The following is a 20,602-nucleotide window of genomic DNA, read 5'->3' on the forward strand; positions in this document are numbered from 1 at the left end:
GCGCTCAGGTCAGGGGCGGCCAAGCCCTTTGTCCGAGGCCGGCAAGCGGGACTCGCAGGGGCCCCGCCCGGGGTCAGCTGACGTCGCCCAGCCGCGCCAGCGGCGGGTTGGCCGTGAAGTAGCGCTGGATGCCCGTCATCATGGCCTGCGCCAACTTTTCCTGGTGCGCCTGGGTCTTGAGCAGCGCCTCTTCCTGCGGGTTGCTGATGAAGGCGGTCTCGACCAGCACCGACGGGATGTCCGGCGCCTTCAGCACGGCAAAGCCGGCCTGTTCCACGCTGTTCTTGTGCAACCGGTTGATCTTCTTGATCTCGTCCAGGAAGGCGTTGCCGACCTTGAGCGAATCGTTGATCTGCGCGGTGGTGGACAAGTCCAGCAGTACCTTGGCCACCTGGCGGTCGTGGCTGCCCAGGTTGACGCCGCCGATCAGGTCGGCCGCGTTTTCCTTGTCGGCCATCCAGCGCGCCTGGGTGCTGGAAGCGCCGCGCTGGGACAGCGCGAACACCGACGAGCCATTGGCTGAAGGCTTGATCCAGGCATCGGCGTGGATCGACACGAACAGGTCGGCATGCACCCGCCGCGCCTTCTGCACACGCACATGCAGCGGAACGAAGAAATCGTCGTCGCGCGTCAGGTAGGCCCGCATATACGGCTGGCTGTCGATCAGCTGCTTGAGCCGCCGGGCAATGCGCAGCACCACATCTTTTTCGCGCAGGCCGCTGCTGCCGATGGCGCCGGGATCTTCGCCGCCATGGCCCGGATCCAGCGCAATGGTCAGCATGCGCTGCTTGCCGCGGCCCGCGGTGGCCGGCGGCGCCTTGGGCACCGCCAGGGGCGGGGCCGGCTGCTGGCCGCGCACGCGCGGCGGTTCGGGCGGGTCGGCGCGGGTGGCGGGGTTGCGCTGGATGTCTTCCAGGATGCGCGCCAGCGGATCGTCGGCGTCGGGGCCGCTTTTGTTCAGGATGGCGACCAACGGGTCCTGGGCGATCTTGGGGTACAGGTCCAGCACCAGGCGGTACTGGTAGTCCGCCACCGGTTTCAGCGTGAACACCTGCGGCGCCACGGCCTGCTTCAGGTCGAACACCAGTCGCACCACGTTCGGGCGGTTCTGCGCCACGCGCAGGCTCTGGATGTAGGGATCGTCGGGCCGGACCTTGGATACCAGGTCATTCAGCGCGGCGCTCAGGGTCAGACCCTCGATATCGACCACCAGGCGGTGGGGATTTTCCAGGGTGAACTGTTCGGCCTTGAGCTCGCTGTCCAGTTCCAGGGTGACCCGGGTGTATTCGTCGGCCGGCCAGGTACGCACGGCCAGGATCGTTGCCGCCTGCGCCAGGCGCGGTATGACCGGCAGGACGAGCAGGGTGGCGGCGACGCTGATCAGGCGGCGTCGGGTGGCGCCTGCTGCGGGGAGGGCGCCGTGACGGGCGGGGGGACAATCGCGTTCAACCATGTTTGTCCTCGAGCTGTGTACGCGGTCAGGGTGGCGTCGCGTCCCAGGCCGGCGTAAGCCAGGGAAATCTGCAGGTCGGGCGGGGGCAAAAGACCCTCGGCCCGCTCCGGCCATTCGATCAAAACGACCGCATCTTCACGCAGTAAATCCCGGAATCCTGCGTCCAACCATTCGCGCGAATCACTAAATCTATAAAAATCAAGATGATAGAAGTATAAGTTAGAAACTTTATAGGATTCAAGCAGCGCGTAGCTTGGACTCTTGATTCGGCCTGTGATGCCGCATTCGCGCAACAATGCCCTGGTGAAGGCCGTCTTTCCTGCCCCCAGGTCCCCCTGAAGGTGGATACATGCGCCTGCCAGCCCGGTTTGCTTGCCGGAAACAAGCGGCGCCAGCTGCCTCGCCAGGGCGTCGGTAGCGGCTTCGTCGGGCAGGTGCAGGGTCAGGCTGCTGAGGGGAGCGGACATGGCGCGGGGCAGTGGGCGAGTGGTAAAAGATCAGGATGGAAACGCGGATTGAACGCAATTATAGGAATTCGGGTTTCTGCTAATCTATAAGTGATTGCTATTCTCAAATAAGTCGTGCCTGGCGGCTCCTCCGCCGACCGCGACGGACGCTGCTACGGAGCTGTAAGCGCCATGAAGACCCGCATCGAAAAAGACACCTTCGGCCCCATCGAAGTCCCCGAAGACCACCTCTGGGGCGCACAGACCCAGCGCTCGCTGCATTTTTTCGCGATTTCCACCGAGAAAATGCCCGAACCCCTGGTCAACGCGATGGCGCGCTTGAAGCGCGCGGCCGCCAAGGTCAACGCCGACCTGGGTGAGCTCGATCCCAAGATCGCCGACGGCATCATCCGCGCCGCCGATGAAGTCATCGCCGGCAAGTGGCCCAACGAATTCCCGTTGTCTGTCTGGCAGACCGGGTCGGGCACGCAAAGCAACATGAACATGAACGAGGTGCTGGCCAACCGCGCCTCGGAAATCCTGGGCGGCGTGCGCGGCGAAGAACGCAAGGTCCACCCCAACGACCACGTCAACCGCGGCCAGTCGTCCAACGACACCTTCCCCACCGCCATGCACGTGGCCGCCGCCGTCCAGGTCGAACACCACCTGCTGCCGGCCCTGAAGACCCTGCGCGCCACCTTCGCCGCCAAGAGCGCCGAGTTCTACGACATCGTCAAGATCGGCCGCACCCACCTGCAGGACGCCACGCCCCTGACCCTGGGCCAGGAACTGTCCGGCTACGTCGCCCAGCTCGACCTGGCCGAACAACAGATCCGCGCCACGCTGCCCGGCCTGCACCAGCTGGCCATCGGCGGCACCGCCGTCGGCACCGGCCTGAACGCCCATCCGCAATTCAGCGCCAAGGTCTCGGCCGAACTGGCCCACGCCACCGAAACCGCCTTCGTCTCGGCCCCCAACAAATTCCAGGCCTTGGCTTCCCACGAAGCCCTGCTGTTCGCCCACGGCGCCCTGAAGTCCCTGGCCGCCGGCCTGATGAAGATCGCCAACGACGTCCGCTGGCTCTCCAGCGGCCCGCGTTCCGGCCTGGGTGAAATCAGCATCCCCGAAAACGAACCCGGCAGCTCGATCATGCCCGGCAAGGTCAACCCGACCCAGTGCGAAGCCATCACCATGCTGGCCGCCCAGGTCCTGGGCAACGACGTCGCCATCAACATCGGCGGCGCCAGCGGCAACTTCGAACTGAACGTCTACAAGCCCCTGGTGATCCACAACTTCCTGCAATCGGTGCGCCTCCTGACCGACGGCATGGCCAGCTTCGACCAGCACTGCGCCGCCGGCATCGAACCGAACCGCGAACGCATCGCCGAACTCGTCGACCGCTCGCTGATGCTCGTCACCGCGCTGAACCCGCACATCGGCTACGACAAGGCCGCCCAGATCGCCAAGAAAGCCCACAAGGAAGGCCTTTCCCTCAAAGAGTCCGCCCTGGCCCTGGGCTACGTCACCGAAGCCCAATTCGCCGACTGGGTCGTCCCCGCCAGCATGACGAACGCCGGCAAGTAAAGCGCCTGGCGGCGCCGGAAAAAGCCAGCGCCGCCCGCCCAAAAACAGAATCCGTCCCAAGGGACGGATTTTTTTTTCGCCAACCAACCCGGCATCGAGGGCAATCGTCACCTAGTTCGCAGCCCATGCGCAGCAACCACCTCCAACGCTTCGCATGCCGCCAACACACATCGCTTCCCCCCGCTGCGCAAGCGCGAAGCGTCCAACGCCACGACGCCCTACACCACGTATGCAAAAACCGGCTGCCCGCGCAGCCGGTTTTTGCGGGCCCCGCAAATCTCTCACGCAAGCCCAGGCCCGGCAGCGCGCCAACCCCAGACGCACGTAGCCTCTCGCGGCGGCGGCTTGCGGAGCGGGCAACCTCGATGCGCCCGAGGGAATCTGAAGGGAAGGCCGAAGGCCTGGACGAAGATGACGACGGGGCAGTCCGGCGCCCGCGCGCCGGACCGCAATCGTGGGCGCCCGCTCCGCAAGCCGCCGCCGCGAGAGGCGACCTACGAAGAACAAACCTAGGCAAGCAAGATCACCCACCCCCCGCAACCATCATCCACAAAGGAATCGTCAAAGCAGAAACCAAAGTCCCAAGGGAAATCAAGACGGCAACCATCCGTCCATCCCCCCCCATCCGCATCGCCAACACATAAGCCGCAGAAGCCGTAGGCAACGCCCCAAACAACAACAGCATCCGCGCCTCCAGCGCAGGCAGCCCCAGCAAACTCGCCACCCCCAGCGCCACAAGCGGCAATCCCACCAGCTTCACCACCAGCATCCAGGCAATCAACCCCCCGTACCCCTTGCCGCCTTCCCAGGCCAGGCTGGCCCCCACGCATAGAATCCCCAACGCGATCGCCGCCGCGCCCAGCCGCGCCAGCACCGTATCCACCGGCCCCGGCAGATGCAGCCCCGCCAGATTGCACGCCAGCCCCGCCAGCGTCGACACCACCAGCGGATTGCGCGCCAGCTCGCGCAGCAGATTGCCGCCGTTGTGCCGCGCCAACCCGTACACCGCCGCCACATTCGCCATCGGCACCGCGAAGCCGATGATCAGCGCCATCACCGTCTGCCCCAGCGCGCCGCCCAGGCTCGCCGACAGCGCCAGCCCGATATACGTGTTGAACCGGAAGCCGCATTGCGCCGACGACGCCAGCCCCAACGAAGACGGCTTGAGCACCAGCCCCGCCAGCCACGACAGCGCCACGCCCGACACGATCACTGCGGCCGTCGCCTGCAACAGTATTGCGGCATTGCCCGCGCTGATCGGCGTGCGCAGGATCGATTGAAAGAGCAGTGCGGGGAACAGCACGAAGTACACCAGCCGCTCGGTGCCGGCGAAAAACTCGCGTGAGAAATTCAGTTTGTGGCGCAGCGCCCAACCCAGCGCGACCAGCAAGAAATCAGGGAAAACCAGCAGTGCGACCGACATAGTGTGATGTGTTTTTTTCGAGGTCTGGGCCGGGGACCGGCGTCCTATGCGACTGTAAGCATTTGCTGCTATTCTCCGTCATTCCGGCGGGCGCGTGTGCCACAAGCAACTCATAAACAGCACGGCTTTCTGCCCTGCACACTAAGCAATGCGCCCCCACCGTTAACTGCTGACCCGCCCACAGGCGGGTGCACCACAAAACGGTCCGTTCACATACGGGCTCGCACACTTGGAGGAAACACACCCATGAATAAAGTTCGCTCCCTGGCTCTGGCCATCGCAGTGGCAACCGGTGCCGCAGGCACGCTCGGCGCTTCCGTCGCCCACGCCGCCGACAAGTATCCCAGCAAGCCGATTCGCGTCATCGTTCCGTTCGCGCCGGGCGGTTCCACCGACATCATCGCCCGTCTCGTGACGCAGCGCATGAGCCAGGAACTCGGTCAGCCGATGGTCGTTGAAAACAAGGGCGGCGCAGGCGGCGCCATCGGTGCGGCCGAAGCCGCTCGTGCCGACAAGGATGGCTACACGCTGTCGATCGCCACCGTGTCGACCATGGCCGTGAACCCGGCGTGCCGCCCCAACGACCTGCCGTACGATCCGATCAAGGACTTCCAGGCCGTCACCAACTTCGCCAACACCGCCAACGTCGTGGCCGTGAACCCGAAGTTCCCGGCCAAGGACTTCAAGGGTTTCGTCGAAGAACTCAAGAAGAACCCCGGCAAGTACTCGTACGGCAGCTCGGGCACCTGCGGCGTGCTGCACTTGATGGGTGAATCGTTCAAGATGGCCACGGGCACCGACATCGTGCACGTGCCCTACAAGGGTTCGGGCCCGGCCGTGGCCGACGCTGTCGGCGGCCAGATCGAAATCCTGTTCGACAACCTGCCGTCCTCCATGCCGCAGATCCAGGCGGGCAAGCTGCGCGCCATGGCCATCGCGTGGCCGGAAGACATCGCGTCGCTCAAGGGCGTGCCGAACTTCAAGGAAGCCGGCTTCCCCGTGCTGAACCAGCCGGTCTGGTACGGCCTGCTGGCGCCCAAGGGCACCCCGATGGAAGTCGTGAACAAGCTGCGTGACGCCGCTGTCGTGGCCCTGAAGGACCCCAAGGTCATCAAGGCGCTGGACGATCAGGGCTCGGCCCCGTCGGGCAACACGCCGGAAGAATTCGCCAAGGAAATCAAAGAGCAGTACGACTGGGCGAAGGACGTCGTGAAGAAGCAGAACATCAAGCTGGACTGATGGCGTGATGGCGCGGGCCTGGCCCGCTGCCTGAATCGCCAAGCAAAGAGCGCCCTCGGGCGCTCTTTTTCGTTGGGGCCGTACGCTCGTCGTGGCTAGGCGTGCAGCGCGGCCTGGCTCGCTTCGCACGCGCTGCGCAGCCGGTCGATCAGGTCGCGGTGCAGCGCCGACAACGGGTCCTGCTCGCGCGCCAGCACGCTGATCGGCACTTGCAAGATCGGCGCCAGCCGTCGCAGGTGCATGCCGGGATGCAGCATCGCCTGCGCCGTGACCGCATCGACGATGGCGTCTCCCGCGCCCGCCTGGGCCAGTGCGCAGGCCACGTAGTGCGTCTGCACGCGCACCGCGGCGCGCGGGGCCAGGCCTTGCGCATCCAGCGCCATCTGCAACAGCGCGCCGGATGCATCGCTGGCATCCAGCAGGATCAGTGCGTCGCCCGCAATGTCGGCCAACGCCAGCGGGCCGTGGCCGGGCTGCGCGCTCAGGTGCACCAGTTCGGTGTGGCCCAGCTCGATGCGTGTCAGGCCCGGCGTGTCGCGGGTGTCGAAGGTCACCGCCAGATCCAGCTCGCGCGTCAGCATGCCGTTGACCAGCTCGGTGCTGTGATGGGTATGGATGTCGAAGGTCAGGCCGGGCTGGGCCTGGCGGCTGTCCCGCACCACGCCCGGCAACAGGCCCAGGCCCAACGCTGGCGCGCAGCCCAGCCGCAGATGGGCATGGGGGCGGTCGCGCAGGCTGGCGGCCAGGCGGCGCACGCTGTCCAGGTCCTGGTTCAGGCGGGCGACTTCGGGCGTCAGGATGTCGGCCTCGCGCGTGGCGACCAGGCGGCCCTTGACGCGTTCGAACAGCTTGAAGCCAAGCTGCGTCTCGGCGCTGGCCAGCAGCTTGCTGGCGGCCGGTTGCGTGATGTGCAGCGCCGCCGCGGCCTGTGTCAGGGAGCCGGTGCGGCGGATCGCTTCGAAGATCTCGATGTGGCGCAGGCGCATGGGAAAGGGAAAGTGTCGGCGCAAAGCGGCATTCTACGGCGCGGCGAGACGGCATGCGGCGGTATCAAGGACCGCGCCGATTTGTCTATCATGCAAGCTCATGCCGGCCTGCCGGCGCCACCCGATGGAGTCTGTCATGCGCATGCGTCCCTGCGCTGCCGTCCTGCTCGCCGCCGCGCTGGCCGCGATGCCATCCGCCTGGGCCCGCTCGCCCGTCGCTACCGACGACCTCAACCCCGAAGCCGCCACCGGCACCCGCGCGCGTGAACTGGTGCGTGCGCCGCATTTCATGATGGTGGCGGCCAACTCGCTGGCCACCGAGGCCGGCGACGAGATGCTGCGCCGGGGCGGCAGCGTGGTCGATGCCGCCATCGCGGCGCAACTGGTGCTGAACCTGGTCGAGCCGCAATCGTCCGGCATCGGCGGGGGCGCCTTCATGGTGGTGTACTCGGCCAGGCAAGGCCGCATCGTCACGTACGACAGCCGCGAGACCGCGCCAGCCGCCGCGCGCCCCGACCGTTTCCTGGATGCAGAGGGCAAGCCGTTGCCCTTCGTGCAGTCGGTCAACAACGGCATGGCGGTGGGCGTGCCGGGCCTGCTGCGCGGGCTGGAAATGGCGCACCGGCGCCAGGGCAAGCTGCCGTGGGCCGATCTGTTCCAGCCCGCCATCCGCCTGGCCGAACAGGGCTTTGCAGTGTCGCCGCGCCTGCACAAGCTGCTGGCGGGCAACAAGGAGCTGCCGCGCCAGACGGCGGCCGCCGCCTATTTCTATGCGCCCGACGGCGCCGCGTGGCCCGTCGGCCATGTGCTGAAGAACCCGGCCTTCGCGGCCACGCTGCGGGCCGTGGCCCAGGGCGGGGCCGACGCGTTCTATCAAGGCGATATCGCGCGCGACATCGTGACGGCGGTGCATGCCCACGCCAAGCCGGGCGACCTGGCGCTGGCCGACCTGGTGGGCTACCAGGCGCGCGAGCGCGAGCCGGTCTGCGGCGCCTATCGCGGTTACCAGCTGTGCGGCATGGGCCCGCCCAGCAGCGGCCCGATCGCCGTGCTGCAGATGCTGGGCGAGCTGGAACAGTATCCGCTGTCGCGCTATGCGCCCGGCAGCGTCGAGGCGGTGCACTATTTTTCGGAAGCGGGCCGGCTGGCGTTTGCCGACCGCGACTTCTACGTGGCCGACCCCGACTTCGTCAAGGTGCCGGTGCGCGCCATGCTGGACCCGGCCTACCTGCGCGCCCGCGGCGCGTTGATCCAGCCGGATCGAAGCATGAAGGTCGCGCTGCCCGGCGATCCCGAAGGCAAGCTGCTGTCGCTGGGCCAGGACAACGCGCTGGAACAGCCATCGACCAGCCACCTGGTGGCGGCGGACGCGGACGGCAATGCGCTGTCCATGACCACCACCATCGAAAACGAATTCGGCAGCAAGATCTTCGTGCGCGGCTTCCTGCTGAACAATGAGATGACCGATTTCTCGTCATCGTTCAAGGACCCCGAAGGCCGGCTGGTGGCCAATCGCGTCGAACCCGGCAAGCGCCCGCGCAGCGCGATGTCGCCGCTGGTCGTGCTGCGCGACGGCAAGCCTTACCTGCTGGTGGGCTCGCCGGGCGGCAGCGCCATCATCAATTACGTCGCCAAGACGGTGGTGGCGGTGCTGGATTGGGGCCTGGACATCCAGGCCGCGGCGGCGCTGCCCAACATGGGCAGCCGCAACAAGGAAACCGAACTGGAAAAGGGCACCGCGCTGGAAGCGTTGGCGCCGGCCCTGGAACGCATGGGGCACCCGGTGAAGATCACCGAGTTTCCCAGCGGCATCCATGGCATCGTGATCACGCCGGACGGCCTGCAAGGCGGGGTGGATCCGCGGCGCGAAGGGCTGGCCAAGGGCGGCTAGGCGCGTCCTAGGCCAGATCCGGCGGCAGCCGCCGCAACGTGGCCGGCGTGCGCGACAGCTTGATGGGCGAACCCACGCCGCGGTAGTCGCCTTGTTCCAGCACCATGCCGCGGTGCCGGGTGTGCGGATGCGCCAACGCCTGGTCCACGGTCTGCACGGCGGCGGCCGGCACGCCGGCGCGCAGCAGGCGGTCGGCCAGCGTGGCGGCCTCGTGGCGGGCCAGCAGCGCCGCCAGGTCGTCGCGCAGCGCCGGGCGATTTGCCAGGCGGTCGGCGTTGGCGGCGTAGCGCGGGTCGTCGGCCAGGCCGGGCGCGCCCAGCACCTGCGCCAACTGCGCGAACTGGCGGTTGTTGCCGACCGCCAGGAAGATCGGGCCGCTGGCGGTGGGCAGCGTTTCGTAGGGTGCGATGTTGGGATGCGCGTTGCCGCTGCGGCCCGGCGTCTTGCCGCTGTAGAAATAGTTGGGCGCGTGTGGATGCAGCAGCGACAGCGCGCAGTCGTACAGCGTGATGTCCAGGAACTGGCCCAGGCTGCTGCGCACGCGCTCGTTCAGCGCCAGCAGGATCGCCACCGCGGCGTTCAGGCCCGTCACCATGTCCACCACCGGCAGGCCCACGCGGGTGGCTTCGCCGTCGGCCTCGCCGTTCACGCTCATCAGGCCGCACATGGCTTGCGCGCAGGCGTCGTAGCCGGGCAGGCCGCCCAGCGGGCCGTCGGCGCCGAAGCCGCTGACGCGGCAGTGCACCAGCCGGGGAAACTGCTGGCTCAGCGTGTCGTAGCCCAGGCCCCACTTTTCCAGCGTGCCGGGCTTGAAGTTCTCGACCAGCACATCGGCATCGGCCAGCAGGTGGCGCAGCAGTTCCTGGCCGGCGGCTTGCGACAGGTCCAGCGTCATGCCGCGCTTGTTGCGATTGACGCCGACGAAGTACGAGGCCGTGTCGCCCAGGAAAGGCGGACCCCAGCCGCGCGTCTCGTCGCCGCCGGGCGGCTCGATCTTGAGCACGTCGGCGCCGTGGTCGGCCAGGATCTGGGTGCAGTAGGGGCCGCCCAGCACGCGGGACAGGTCGATCACTTTGCAGCCGGCCAGGGCGCCGGCATCGGGAAGCTGTGGAGCCATGGAGCCTCGGAGTCAGTCGATGGAAACGTGGGCGCTCTGGATGAGCGTGCGCCACTTGGGCACTTCGGTGGCGATGAAGGCGGACAGGCCTTGCGGGGTCTGGTCTTCGGCCCGCACGATGCCCTGGCTGCGCAGGGTCTGTTCGATGGCGGGGTCGGCCAGCGCGGTCTGGAACGCCTGGTTCAGCCTGGCCGTCACCGCGGCGGGCGTGTCCTTGGGCGCGACGATGCCGAAGAACACGCTGACGTCGTAGCCCTTCAGGCCTTGCTCGGACAGCGTCGGCAGGTCGGGCAGGGCGTCGGAGCGTTGCCCGCTGGCCAGGCCGATGGCGCGCAGCTTGCCGGCCTTGATGTACGGCAGCGCGGTCAGGATGTCGGTGAACGACATCGACACCTGTCCGCCCAGCAGGTCGTTCAGCGCCGGCCCCGTGCCCTTGTAGGGGATGTGCATGACCTGGGTGCCGGCCATCTGGTTGAACAGAATGCCCGCCAGGTGCGACGACGCGCCGTTGCCGGACGAGGCGTAGCTGAGCTTGTCCGGGTTCTTCCTGGCGTAGGCGATCAGTTCCTGTGCGTTGTTGGCGGGCACCGACGGGTTCACCACCAGGATGTTGGGCAGGTGGCCGATGCGGATGATGGGCGCGAAGCTGGTCTCGGGGTTGTAGCCCTGGTTCTTGTACAGGCTGACGTTGATGGCCAGCGGCCCGGACGTGCCGAACAGGAGGGTGTAGCCGTCCGGCTTGGCGGCGGCCACGTATTCGGACCCGATATTGCCGCCCGCGCCGGCGCGGTTCTCGACGATCACGGTCTGGCCCAGCGGCGTCTTCAGCTTTTCGGCCAGGCGGCGGGCCAGGGCATCGGTGGGGCCGCCGGGCGGGAAGGGCACCACCAGCGTGACGGGGCGGGACGGGTAGGCGTCGGCGGCCAGGGCGGGCGCGGCGCCGGCCGTGAGCGCGGCGGCGGCCAGCAGCAGGGGAGTGAACAAGCGTTTCATGGAAGTCTCCAGTGGTAGGGGCGCGCCGACTGTGCCGCCGGCGTCGTGGGTCGAACAGGCGTGCGGGCCATGCCGCATCGCCAGGTAAAGCTTCCACACCCGTCCTGCCACGGGTGCGGCAAAGGGCGCCAGCCTACAGCGCGTATTGCAGGATGCCGCGGCAGGCGGCGCTTTCGTCAGCGGCAATGGCGTAGGGATCGCGCGGCGCCAGGCGATGCTGCAGCACCTGGTCGGCCAGCAAGGCACGGCTGGCCAGGCCCTCGCCGGCCGCTTCCCAGCGCAGCGCCGCCATCGACACCGCGTGGTACAGCAGCGCGGCGGCCTGGCGCGCCAGTTCGGCGCGGTCACCCTGGGCGGCGTGCTCGGCCAGCGCATAGGTCTGTTCCAGCGCGCGGGCCTGGGTGTCGGCCAGTTCGGGCGGGCAGGGCAGGCCGTCGGCCAGCAAATGGTCGATGTGGCGGCGCAGCGCGGGCAGCGAGCCTTCTTTCTTGATGGCCCGCAGCACGTCCAGCGCCACGATGTTGCTGGTGCCTTCCCAGATCGAGCCCAGGTGGGCGTCGCGCACCAGCCGCGGTTCGGTCCATTCTTCGATATAGCCGCAGCCGCCGCGCACTTCCATGGCGTCGCCGGTGACCTTGCGTGCGTCGCGGCAGGCGCGGAACTTGATCAGCGGCGTCAGGATGCGGGCCAGCGCGGGGGCGCCGCCGCCCTGGTCGGCGTCGGCCAGCGCGCGCGCCGTCTGGAACATGACGCTGCGCGCCTGTTCGGCCCACACCGTCATCTTGACCAGCTGGCGCTGCATCAGCGGCATGTCGATCAGGCGCTTGCCGAAGGCGCGGCGGTGCTGCGAGACGTAGACGGCCTCGGTGACCGCGCGGCGCATCAGGCCGGCCGCGCGCATGCCGTTGGACAGGCGCGAGTTGTTGATCATGTCGGCCATGTGCTTGAAGCCCTTGCCGCGTTCGCCCACCAGCCAGGCCGTGGCGCCTTCCAGCCGGATCTCGCCGCTGGCCATCGAGCGCGTGCCCAGCTTGTCCTTCAGGCGCAGGATGCGGTAGCGGTTGTGCGTGCCGTCTTCCAGGTCGCGCGGCAACAGGAACAGCGACACGCCCTTCAGGCCCGGTTCGGCCTCGCTGCGCGCCAGCACCATGGCAAAGCCGGCGTCGGGGTTGGAGCAGAACCACTTGTCGCCGGATACGCGCCAGGTGCCGTCATCCTGGCGCTGGGCGGTGACTTCGGTGGCGCTGACGTCGGACCCGGCGCCTTGCTCGGTCATGAACATGGCGCCCTGGCGCAGGGTGTCGAAATCCTGGCTGGTGACCTGCGGCAGCACCCGTTCCACCAGCGCCGGGTCGCCGAACTTGCGCAGCGTGCGGGCCAGGGAATCGGTCATGCTGACCGGGCAGCACAGGCCGAACTCGGCCTGCACGAACAGGTGGCTGAGCGCGTACTTGGCGGCGGCCGGCATGGGTTCCGGCCAGCCCAGCACGCCGCCCCGGTGCGACAGGGCCGCCAGGCCGAATTCGCTGTAGGCCAGGCGTTCCAGTTCGACGTAGGCCGGGTGCTTGTCCACCCGTGATTCGTCGGCCCCGGCGCGGCTGCGCACCGACAGGGTGGGCGGATGCTTGTCGGCCGTGGCCGCCAGCTCGTCCATGCGGCCGCCGGCCAGTTCGCCCAGGCGGTCCAGGTGCGGCAGCAGGTGCGCATGCAGCGCGGCGGGCAGGTAGCGCCGGGCCAGCGGCGCGGCGTAGGGGTCGGCGCGAAACAGGTTCAGGCCGCGGGAATCCGGTACGGGCGTGGCCGAAACCGGGGCGGCGGGCTGGGCGGGGGTATCCATGGCGGCATCCTGCTGGGGTAGGGGTTGCCTGGCATGGTGCGACGATGGATTAATCTATACAAATACCGTTTTGGTGTAGACCTATCCAAAAAAAATATGGATCTCGGATGGCGCTGCGCGCGCCGCCCAGGGAGGAGACCGATGGACCTGGACCCGCGCCTGTTGCGCTATTTCATCGCCGTGGCCGAAGAACGCCATTTCAGCCGGGCGGCCGCGCGCCTGCACATTTCGCAGCCGCCGCTCAGCTACGCCATCCGCCAGCTGGAAGACAACGTCGGCGCGCGGCTGTTGGCGCGCACCAGCCGCCAGGTGGAACTGACGGCGGCCGGCCAGGTGCTGTACCGCGAGGCCCTGACGCTTTTGCGCCAGGCCGAAGACGTGCGCACGCTGGTGCAGCGGGTGGACGCCGGCCTGCGCGGACGGCTGCGCATCGGCTTCGTGGGGTCGATGCTGTATCGCGGCCTGCCGGCGCTGCTGGCAGCCATGCGCGCCGAACTGCCGGACGTCGAGCACGTGCTGACCGAGCAGAACTCGCATGAGCAGATCGAGGCCGTGCGGCGTGGCGAACAGGACCTGGGCTTCATCCATGCCAACCCGGTGCCGGCCGGGGTGGCCGCGCGCGACCTGCTGGCCGAGCCGTTCGTCGTGTGCCTGCCCGACAGCCACCCGCTGGCCCGGCGGCGGTCGCTGCGGTTGGCGGAGCTGGCCACGGACGATTTCGTGTTCTTCGCCCGGGCCGCCTCGCCCAGCTATTACGAAACCGTGCTGTCGCTGTGCGTGGGGGCGGGCTTCATGCCGGTGATCCGGCACGAGGTGCGCCACTGGCTCAGCGTGGCCTCGCTGGTGTCGCAGGGGCTGGGCGTGTCGATCGTGCCGGCCTGCCTGTCGCGCAGCGGCCTGGCGGGCACGCGCTTCATCGCGTTCGAGCATCAGGCGCGCTCGGTCAGCCAGGTGATCTGGCCGGATGCCGATCGTTCACCCTTGCAGGACAAGGCGCTGGCGCTGGTGCAGCGCCAGTTTCCCGGCGGCTAGGGCCTGTTGACGCTAGCCGGCCTGCCGCACGAAGCGGTTCGTCAGCGTGCCCAGCCCGGTCAAGGACACGTCGACCACGTCGCCGTCCTGCAAGTCCGGTGAATGCCCGTCGGTGCCCATCCACAGGATGTCGCCGGGGTACAGGGTCAGGTAGCGGCTCATCGTGCTGATGAAGGCGTCTACGCCGAACAGCATGTCGTTAGTGCCGAAGCGGGTGGTTTCGCGGCCGTTCACGCGCACCACCGTTTCCATGCGCGCCAGGTCGACGTCGGTCTCGATCCACGGCCCCATGGGCTTGAAGGTGTCGCTGTTCTTGGCGCGCCAGAAGGTGCGGTCCGACGCCTGCCAGTTGCGTTCGCTGACGTCGTTGCCGATGGTGTAGCCCAGGATGCAGGCGCGGGCCTCGGCGGGGCTGAGGTTGCGCGCCTGCTTGCCGATCACCACCACCAGTTCGCCCTCGTAGTGCACCCGGGTGGCGTCGGCGGGCATGAGAACGTCCTGCCCGTGCGCCACCAGCGCATTGTTGGCGCGGTAGCCGACGTCCGGCTGCGTGGGAATCTGCTTGCCCTCGGTGCCGACGTGCTTGATGTAGTTCAGGCCGACGCAGTAGAACGTGGGCGGCACCACCGGCACCTCCAGCCGCAGGTCGGCCAGGCGCAGCGTCTCGGCGCGCTTTTCATAGCCATTGAACGGGTCGCCCTGCACCGGGGTGACGCGGTCGTCTTCCAGAATGCCGTAGAACGTCTTGCCGCCTTGGCTACCGCGTATCCATTTCATGGTGGGTTCCTTCAAGCCGCCGGGGCGGCGAAACTGGGTTCGTCGTTGGCCAGACGGGTGATCAGCCATTGCCCGTCGCGGCGGGCCAGTTCGATATGCGTGGTGCGGATGTTCTCGATGCCCGTCAGCGGCGCCGGGCCGGTCAGCGGTGCGCCGCTGTCGTGGCGCACGACCAGCATGTAGGCGCGCATCGTGCATCGGTCGGCCTCATCCTGGCCGTCGGCCACCAGATTGCAGATCAGGTGGTGGATGCGCTGGGTGGTGGAACGGCGCGACAGCGCCTGCAGCGTCGCCTCGCGGCCCGCCAGGGTCTGGCCCTGGCGCAGCCAGACGCCGTCGGGCGCCAGGCGCTGCACCAGGTCGGCGTAGCGGTTGTCGTCCAGGTCGCGGAAAAACGCCATGACCTGGTTGTGGCACAGGGCCAGGGTGTCGTTCATGGGGGTACGGTCCTCAGCATGTCGTCGTTGATATCGGCCAGGCGGCGCGCGCCGCACAGCTGCATGGTGCGCTGCAGTTCGTCGCGCAGGATCTGCAAGGCCTTGCACGCGCCGGGGTGGCCGCCCGCCAGCACGCCATAAAGCGTGGCGCGACCGGTCAGCACGCCGGCCGCGCCCAGCGCCAGCGCCTTGAAGATGTCGCTGCCGCGGCGCACGCCGCCGTCCAGCAGCACCGGCACCCGGCCGCGGGCGGCGGCCAGTACCTCGGGCAGGGCGGCCAGCGACGCGATGCCGGTGTCGAGCTGGCGGCCGCCGTGGTTGGACACCACCAGTGCGTCGGCGCCCAGGCCGACGATGGCATCCACGTCCAGCCCGTTGACCACGCCCTTGACGATGAGCCGGCCCTTCCAGCCGTCGCGCAGCCGCGCCAGGTCGTCCAGATCGAAGGCGGGGTCATAGTTGCGGCCGGCGACAGACTTCATCGCCCGGCGGTCGGCAGTGCGTCCGGCCAGGCCCGCCAGGCTGGGCATGACCGGCGGGCGCCGCAGCAGCATGTCCAGCGACCACGCCGGCCGGCGCGCGAACTGGCAGACGTTGCGCGGCGTGAGCTTCATGGGAAAGCCCAGGCCGTGCGCCAGGTCGCGTTCGCGCTTGCCGCCCACCGGCAGGTCCACGGTGATCACCAGCGCCTCGTAGCCGGCCACGGCGGCCCGGCTGATCAGGTCGGCCAGCCGCGCCTTGTCCTGCAGGATGTAGGCCTGGAACCAGAGCCGGCCCGGCGCCTGGTCGGCGATGTCTTCGATCGACGCCGTGGCCGACGTGGACAGCGCATACGGAATGCCGGCCTGTGCCGCGGCCCGCGCCAGCGCCACGTCGCCGCCGCGCCAGCCGAAGCCCACCGCGCCGGTGGGGCCGATGGCGCAGGGCAGCGCCGCGGGCGCGCCCACGAACGGCGCCGCCATGTCCACCTGCGACACATCGCGCAGCACCCGGGGCGACAGCCTCAGGCGCTGGAACGCGTCGACGTTCTCGCGCAGCGTGATTTCATCTTCGGCGCCGCCGTCGAAGAAATCGAAGATCGGCCGCGGCAGGCGCGCGCGGGCGGCCAGGCGCAGGCGTTCGATCGAATAGCAATCGTCCAGTCGCGATGTCATGGCGTCAGCCTCCGGGCGGCGGGCGCCCGCTCATTCGCCTTTGACATTGCCTTTCTTGATCACGTCGGCCCAGCGGGCCCGGTCCTGCACCAGGAACTGGCTGAACTGCTCGGGCGTGCCGCCATCGACCAGCGCGCCCAGCGAGGCCAGTTGCTGGCGTACCTCGGGGTTGGCCAGGGCGGCGTTGGCGGCCTGGTTCAGCTTGTCGACGATGGGCTTGGGCGTACCCGCCGGCGCCAGCATGCCGACCCACGACGCGCCTTCCTCGAAGCCCGGGTAGCCCAGGCTTTCCAGCGTCGGCACGCCGGGAAATTCAGGCTGCGGTTCGCGGGTGCCGATGGCCAGCACGCGCAATTGCTTCTGCGCCACGTAGTTGGCGATGCCGATGCTGGGATAGAACATGAACGAGATGCGCCCGGCCAGCATTTCCTGCAAGGCCGGGCCATTGCCCTTGAACGGCACGTGCATCATCTTCATGCCGGTCATGGTGCCCAGCATCTCGGCCGCCAGGTGGGCCGATCCACCGATGCCCGACGAGCCGAAGGTGAGCTTGTCCGGGTTGGCGCGGCCGGCGGCGATCAGTTCCTGCATGGTCTTGTAGGGCGACCCGTAAGAGGTCACCACCACCATCGGCAGCTTGGCGAAGTTGCTGATGGGCGTGAAGTCCTTGACCGCATCGTAGTTGTAGCGGTCCGGGTACAGTAGCGGGTTCACGTTCAGCGTCAGCGAGGTCACCAGCACCTTGTAGCCGTCGGGTTCCGAACGCATCACGTCGCTGGCCGCGATGGACGCGCTGGCGCCCGGCTTGTTCTCGACCACCACCGAAGTCTTCAGGCTTTCCGACATCTGCTTGGCCAGAATGCGCGCGATCACGTCCGTCGGGCCGCCCGCCGCATAGCCCACCTGCATGCGGATGGGGCGCGACGGGTACTCGTCGGCCTGGGCGGGCGCGGCGGCGCCGGCCAGGATCAGCGCGGCACAGAACAGCGGGGTCAGGGTGTTTTTCTTCATGATGTCTCCTCCTTGTTTTTTGATGGATATCGGTATGGCCGTATCAGTACAGGTCGGGAAAGTACCGGTCGGCCATGACCTGGCAGCGCTTGATCAGGCGCGGCTCGTCGGGCCGGTAGTCGGCCACGGCGTTGTGGATGGTGCCCATGTTGTCCCACATCAGCACGTCGCCTTCCTGCCACTGGTGGCGGTAGCGGTACTTCTCCTGCAACTGGTGCTTGAACAGGAAATCCAGCACCTCGTCGCTGCGTGCGGGCGGCAGCTCGTTGATCTTCACGGAATAGCCCGGGTTGGCGTACAGCACCTTGCGGCCCGTGATGGGATGCGTCAGGAACACGGGGTGCGAAACCGGCGGCTTGCGGCGCTTTTGCTCGTCGGTCAGCGGCGGGCGGCTGCTGCCTTTTTCCCGGCGCATCATTTCCCAGAACTTGTTGAAGTCGTGCGTGATGGTCATGCCGTCCAGCTCGGTCTTCAGCGCCTCGGGCAGGTCGTCGTAGGCGGCGTGCATGTTGCAGAACTCGGTATTGCCCAGCGACTTGCCGTCGCGCATCGGAATCCGGATGCCGTACAGCACGTTGCTGAACGCGATGGTGCGGCTGTAGGACATGTCGGTGTGCCAGTCCTGGCCGGCATCGCTCAGGCCCACCGGTTTGCCGTTTTCCACCATGTTCGACAGGATCATCACTTCCGGCAGGCCCGGCTCGAAGTACATGTTCGCCACGTTCAGTTCCAGCGTGCCGAAGCGCTCGGCAAAGGCCTTCAAGTGATGCGCGTCCAGCGTCTGCCGCGGAAAGCTCACCACGCCATGCCGGCCCAGCGCGGCTTCGATGCCGCGGTAGTCGGCGTCGGCCAGCGGCTGCGCCAGGTCGATATCCAGAATGCGGGCGCCCAGCGAGCCTGCCCCGGCAACGATTTTCATGATGTCTCCTGTCTGTGGAATGGGTCTGGCGTCCGCGCGGGACCGCCTGGGGGTGTCAACGGGTTTCAGAACGCGGCCCGCAAGATGCCGAGCACGTCGGCCGCATCGGCAAGCGGCCGCGGGTTCAGCGCCAGGCCGCGTTCGGTCATGATCTCGGCCGCCATCGGCGCCAGCGCCGTGTCGGGCACGCCCAGGTCGGACAGCTGCGTGGGCATCTCGTGGCGGCGCTGGATGTCCGCCACCCAGGCGGACAGGGTCGGATAGGGACGTTGCGCGCGCCGGTTCACCGCGTCCAGCGCGGGCTGCAAGGCGTCTGCCGCAACGGCTTCGTTGAACGCCAGCGCGTGCGGCAGGATCACGCGATTGACCGCGCCATGCGCCAGGTCCTGGCGCGACGCCACCACATGGCAGATGGCGTGGTGCAGACAGCTGCGGGCCATCGACAGGGCCAGGCCGGCCAGGTGCGCGGCTTGCAGGATGGCGGCGCGCAGGGCGGCATCGCGGGCCGTCGTGTCGGGCAGGGCGGTCGGGGGCGCGGCTTGCAGCGCGCGGGGGGCGAGCGCCTCGTCGAACAGGTCGATCGCTCGCACCGCCACGCAGTCCGACACCGGCGAACGCCCCAGCGAATACAGGGCTTCCACCGCGTGCGCGATGCCGTTCATGGCGGTGTCGCGCAGCAGCGCCATCGGCAGGTCGTCACACAGCAGCGGGTCGATCAGCAAAGTGGCCGCCGCCACGCGGCGATTCCAGAACATCAGTTTGTGTCCATCGGCGCCGCGCACGCCGAACGACGAGGTGGCTTCGGCGCCCGAGGCCGTCGTCGGCAGTCCGATGATGGGTAGCTGCCGCTTGACGCGCCGGGGGATGTGCACCGTGGCAGGCGGCGTGAACGTGGTGACGTGATCGGCCAGCGCGCCGCCTTCGGCCAGCAGCAGGGCCAGGGCCTTGGCCGTATCGGCCACGCTACCCCCGCCGATGGCGATCAGGCAGTCAGCGCGGAAGTCGGCAATTTTCGCGGCCACTGTTTCCACAAACGACACGCCAGAATGATTCGGCACGTCGGTCAGCAGCAATGTGTCGAGTCCTTGCCAGGCCTCCGACAGCGTGCGAAAGCGCTCGGAGTTCGCCATCCGCGCCTGCGTCAGGATGACGGGGCGGGAACAGCCCAGCGCCTCGAGTTCCTTTACTATCAAGGACGATGCGCCTTCCCCGAAACAGACGTGCGTGCCGAACAGGTGGTAATCGAAGGGGCGCGGACCGGGCCGGAGCGATGAAGGCGAGGGGGCGGAAGTCATGCGGCCAGTATAGTGACGCGGGTTACGCTGAAAAATCACTAGAAAAGGAAATGGCTTTTTCCTTTTTGGAAACACACGAGTCCTGAATGAACGTTATCGACTGCCTGGAAGTGTTCGTCGAAGTCGGCAAGAGCCTCAGCTTTTCCAAGGCGGCCGACAGCCTGGCGTCCAGCCGTTCGGCCGTCACCAAGAAGATCGCCTGGCTGGAAGCGCACTTCGAAGTGCAATTGCTCAACCGCAATACCAAGCACGTCAGCCTGACCGAAAGCGGCCGGCTGCTGCTGGAAAACGCCGATACGCTGGCGCAAAGCCTGCTGAACTTGAAGGAACTGGTGCAAGGGCCCGTGCTGACGGCCAGCGGCCGCATCCGCATCGGTGCGCCGCCCTCGTTCGGCACGGTGCACCTGGTGCCTGCCATCCAGGATTTCCTGGCGCGCTATCCGGCGATCAAGGTGTCACTGTTGATCGACGACGGCCGCAGCGATCTCATCGCCGAGAACATCGACCTGTCGGTGCGCATCGCGCCGCGGCTGAAGGATTCCAACCAGATCGCCTACAAGATCACGGTGGTGCCGCAGGTGGTGGTGGCCACGCGCGCCTACCTGGCGCGCCACGGCCGGCCGGAAACCCCGCAAGACCTGGAACGGCACAACTGCCTGGCGCACAACCTAAAGGCCCCCACGGGGCAATGGAGCTTCACCGACGCGCAGGCCAATACCCACATCGTGCGGGTGGGCGGATCGTTCAATTCGAACCTGGGCGAAGCCATCCTGAACATGACCAAGCGCGGCGGGGGCATCTCCATGCATCCGCGCTACATGGTCGAACAGGACCTGGCCGACGGCGTGCTGGACGTGCTGCTGCCCGACTACGAGCCGCAGGGGCTGGATATCCACGCCATCGTGCAGACCAGACGCAATCAGCCTGACAAGGTCAGGCTGATCGTGGAACATCTGCGCAATTGGTTCAAGGACGCCGACTGGAAACGCTGAACGCCGGGCCTTGCGA

Annotated in this window: 18 protein-coding genes; 5 read left to right on the top strand and 13 right to left on the bottom strand. The window is 67.7% G+C overall.

Annotated features, from left to right (window positions below):
• Window positions 1–73: 73 nt before the first annotated feature.
• Both U858_RS0108450 and tsaE read right to left on the bottom strand, forming a co-directional pair.
• On the bottom strand, window positions 74–1,453 hold the full coding sequence (locus U858_RS0108450) for an N-acetylmuramoyl-L-alanine amidase (RefSeq protein ID WP_025136734.1): 1,380 nt from the start codon (window positions 1,451–1,453) through the stop codon (window positions 74–76).
• Complete coding sequence (gene tsaE / locus U858_RS0108455; RefSeq protein ID WP_025136735.1) at window positions 1,381–1,920, bottom strand: tRNA (adenosine(37)-N6)-threonylcarbamoyltransferase complex ATPase subunit type 1 TsaE; 540 nt, start codon at window positions 1,918–1,920, stop codon at window positions 1,381–1,383. The genes U858_RS0108450 and tsaE overlap by 73 nt, the downstream gene beginning before the upstream one ends.
• A 171-nt stretch (window positions 1,921–2,091) precedes the next feature.
• Here tsaE and fumC point away from each other — a divergent pair, with 171 nt between their 5' ends.
• Entirely contained in the window at window positions 2,092–3,483 is a 1,392-nt protein-coding gene (gene fumC / locus U858_RS0108460) for a class II fumarate hydratase (RefSeq protein ID WP_025136736.1), read from the top strand.
• Between the two features lie 523 nt (window positions 3,484–4,006).
• Here fumC and U858_RS0108465 read toward each other — a convergent pair.
• The gene (locus U858_RS0108465) at window positions 4,007–4,906 is read right to left on the bottom strand and encodes an AEC family transporter (protein WP_025136737.1); all 900 of its coding nucleotides are present in this window, start codon (window positions 4,904–4,906) and stop codon (window positions 4,007–4,009) included.
• Between the two features lie 246 nt (window positions 4,907–5,152).
• Here U858_RS0108465 and U858_RS0108470 point away from each other — a divergent pair, with 246 nt between their 5' ends.
• The gene (locus tag U858_RS0108470; protein WP_025136738.1) at window positions 5,153–6,145 is read left to right on the top strand and encodes a tripartite tricarboxylate transporter substrate binding protein BugE; all 993 of its coding nucleotides are present in this window, start codon (window positions 5,153–5,155) and stop codon (window positions 6,143–6,145) included.
• Window positions 6,146–6,240: 95 nt separating this feature from the next.
• Here U858_RS0108470 and U858_RS0108475 read toward each other — a convergent pair whose 3' ends face one another.
• Window positions 6,241–7,131 carry a LysR family transcriptional regulator gene (locus tag U858_RS0108475; protein ID WP_025136739.1) on the bottom strand — a complete coding sequence of 297 codons (891 nt, stop codon included), beginning with the start codon at window positions 7,129–7,131 and terminating at the stop codon, window positions 6,241–6,243.
• A 136-nt stretch (window positions 7,132–7,267) separates the two neighbouring features.
• Between U858_RS0108475 and ggt the strand changes: the two genes are divergently transcribed.
• A complete protein-coding gene (gene ggt, locus U858_RS0108480) occupies window positions 7,268–9,022 on the top strand; it encodes a gamma-glutamyltransferase (RefSeq protein ID WP_025136740.1) in 1,755 nt (584 codons plus the stop codon).
• A 7-nt stretch (window positions 9,023–9,029) separates the two neighbouring features.
• Here the strand turns inward: ggt and U858_RS0108485 are convergent, their stop codons facing one another.
• From U858_RS0108485 to U858_RS0108495, 3 genes are all read right to left on the bottom strand, one after another.
• Window positions 9,030–10,139 carry a CaiB/BaiF CoA-transferase family protein gene (locus U858_RS0108485; protein WP_025136741.1) on the bottom strand — a complete coding sequence of 370 codons (1,110 nt, stop codon included), beginning with the start codon at window positions 10,137–10,139 and terminating at the stop codon, window positions 9,030–9,032.
• Window positions 10,140–10,151: 12 nt separating this feature from the next.
• Entirely contained in the window at window positions 10,152–11,132 is a 981-nt protein-coding gene (locus U858_RS0108490) for a tripartite tricarboxylate transporter substrate binding protein (protein ID WP_025136742.1), read from the bottom strand.
• A gap of 133 nt (window positions 11,133–11,265) precedes the next feature.
• Window positions 11,266–12,969: an acyl-CoA dehydrogenase family protein gene (locus tag U858_RS0108495; RefSeq protein WP_025136743.1), complete on the bottom strand. Its 1,704-nt coding sequence runs from the start codon at window positions 12,967–12,969 to the stop codon at window positions 11,266–11,268.
• Between the two features lie 141 nt (window positions 12,970–13,110).
• Here U858_RS0108495 and U858_RS0108500 point away from each other — a divergent pair, with 141 nt between their 5' ends.
• Window positions 13,111–14,001, top strand: coding sequence for a LysR family transcriptional regulator (locus U858_RS0108500; RefSeq protein ID WP_025136744.1), 891 nt, complete (start codon window positions 13,111–13,113; stop codon window positions 13,999–14,001).
• Between the two features lie 12 nt (window positions 14,002–14,013).
• On the opposite strand, the gene U858_RS0108505 is transcribed toward U858_RS0108500, so the two are convergent.
• The 6 genes from U858_RS0108505 to U858_RS0108530 form a co-directional block, all read right to left on the bottom strand.
• Window positions 14,014–14,778, bottom strand: a complete 765-nt coding sequence (locus U858_RS0108505; protein WP_025136745.1) for a fumarylacetoacetate hydrolase family protein — start codon at window positions 14,776–14,778, stop codon at window positions 14,014–14,016.
• An 11-nt stretch (window positions 14,779–14,789) separates the two neighbouring features.
• Window positions 14,790–15,215: a nuclear transport factor 2 family protein gene (locus U858_RS0108510; protein WP_025136746.1), complete on the bottom strand. Its 426-nt coding sequence runs from the start codon at window positions 15,213–15,215 to the stop codon at window positions 14,790–14,792.
• Window positions 15,212–16,369: an alpha-hydroxy acid oxidase gene (locus U858_RS0108515; protein ID WP_025136747.1), complete on the bottom strand. Its 1,158-nt coding sequence runs from the start codon at window positions 16,367–16,369 to the stop codon at window positions 15,212–15,214. Before U858_RS0108515 ends, U858_RS0108510 begins: the two co-directional genes overlap by 4 nt.
• 30 nt (window positions 16,370–16,399) lie before the next feature.
• A complete protein-coding gene (locus U858_RS0108520; protein WP_025136748.1) occupies window positions 16,400–17,380 on the bottom strand; it encodes a tripartite tricarboxylate transporter substrate binding protein in 981 nt (326 codons plus the stop codon).
• Window positions 17,381–17,423: 43 nt separating this feature from the next.
• Complete coding sequence (locus U858_RS0108525; protein ID WP_025136749.1) at window positions 17,424–18,299, bottom strand: TauD/TfdA family dioxygenase; 876 nt, start codon at window positions 18,297–18,299, stop codon at window positions 17,424–17,426.
• Window positions 18,300–18,364: 65 nt separating this feature from the next.
• On the bottom strand, window positions 18,365–19,492 hold the full coding sequence (locus tag U858_RS0108530; protein WP_232786517.1) for an iron-containing alcohol dehydrogenase: 1,128 nt from the start codon (window positions 19,490–19,492) through the stop codon (window positions 18,365–18,367).
• A 188-nt stretch (window positions 19,493–19,680) separates the two neighbouring features.
• On the opposite strand from U858_RS0108530, the gene U858_RS0108535 reads away from it, so the two are divergent.
• A complete protein-coding gene (locus U858_RS0108535) occupies window positions 19,681–20,586 on the top strand; it encodes a LysR family transcriptional regulator (RefSeq protein ID WP_029953659.1) in 906 nt (301 codons plus the stop codon).
• The last annotated feature ends 16 nt before the right edge of the window (window positions 20,587–20,602 follow it).

It is taken from the genome of Achromobacter sp. DH1f (genome assembly GCF_000633435.1).
In the GTDB taxonomy this organism is placed as follows: Bacteria; Pseudomonadota; Gammaproteobacteria; order Burkholderiales; family Burkholderiaceae_B; genus Achromobacter; species Achromobacter deleyi.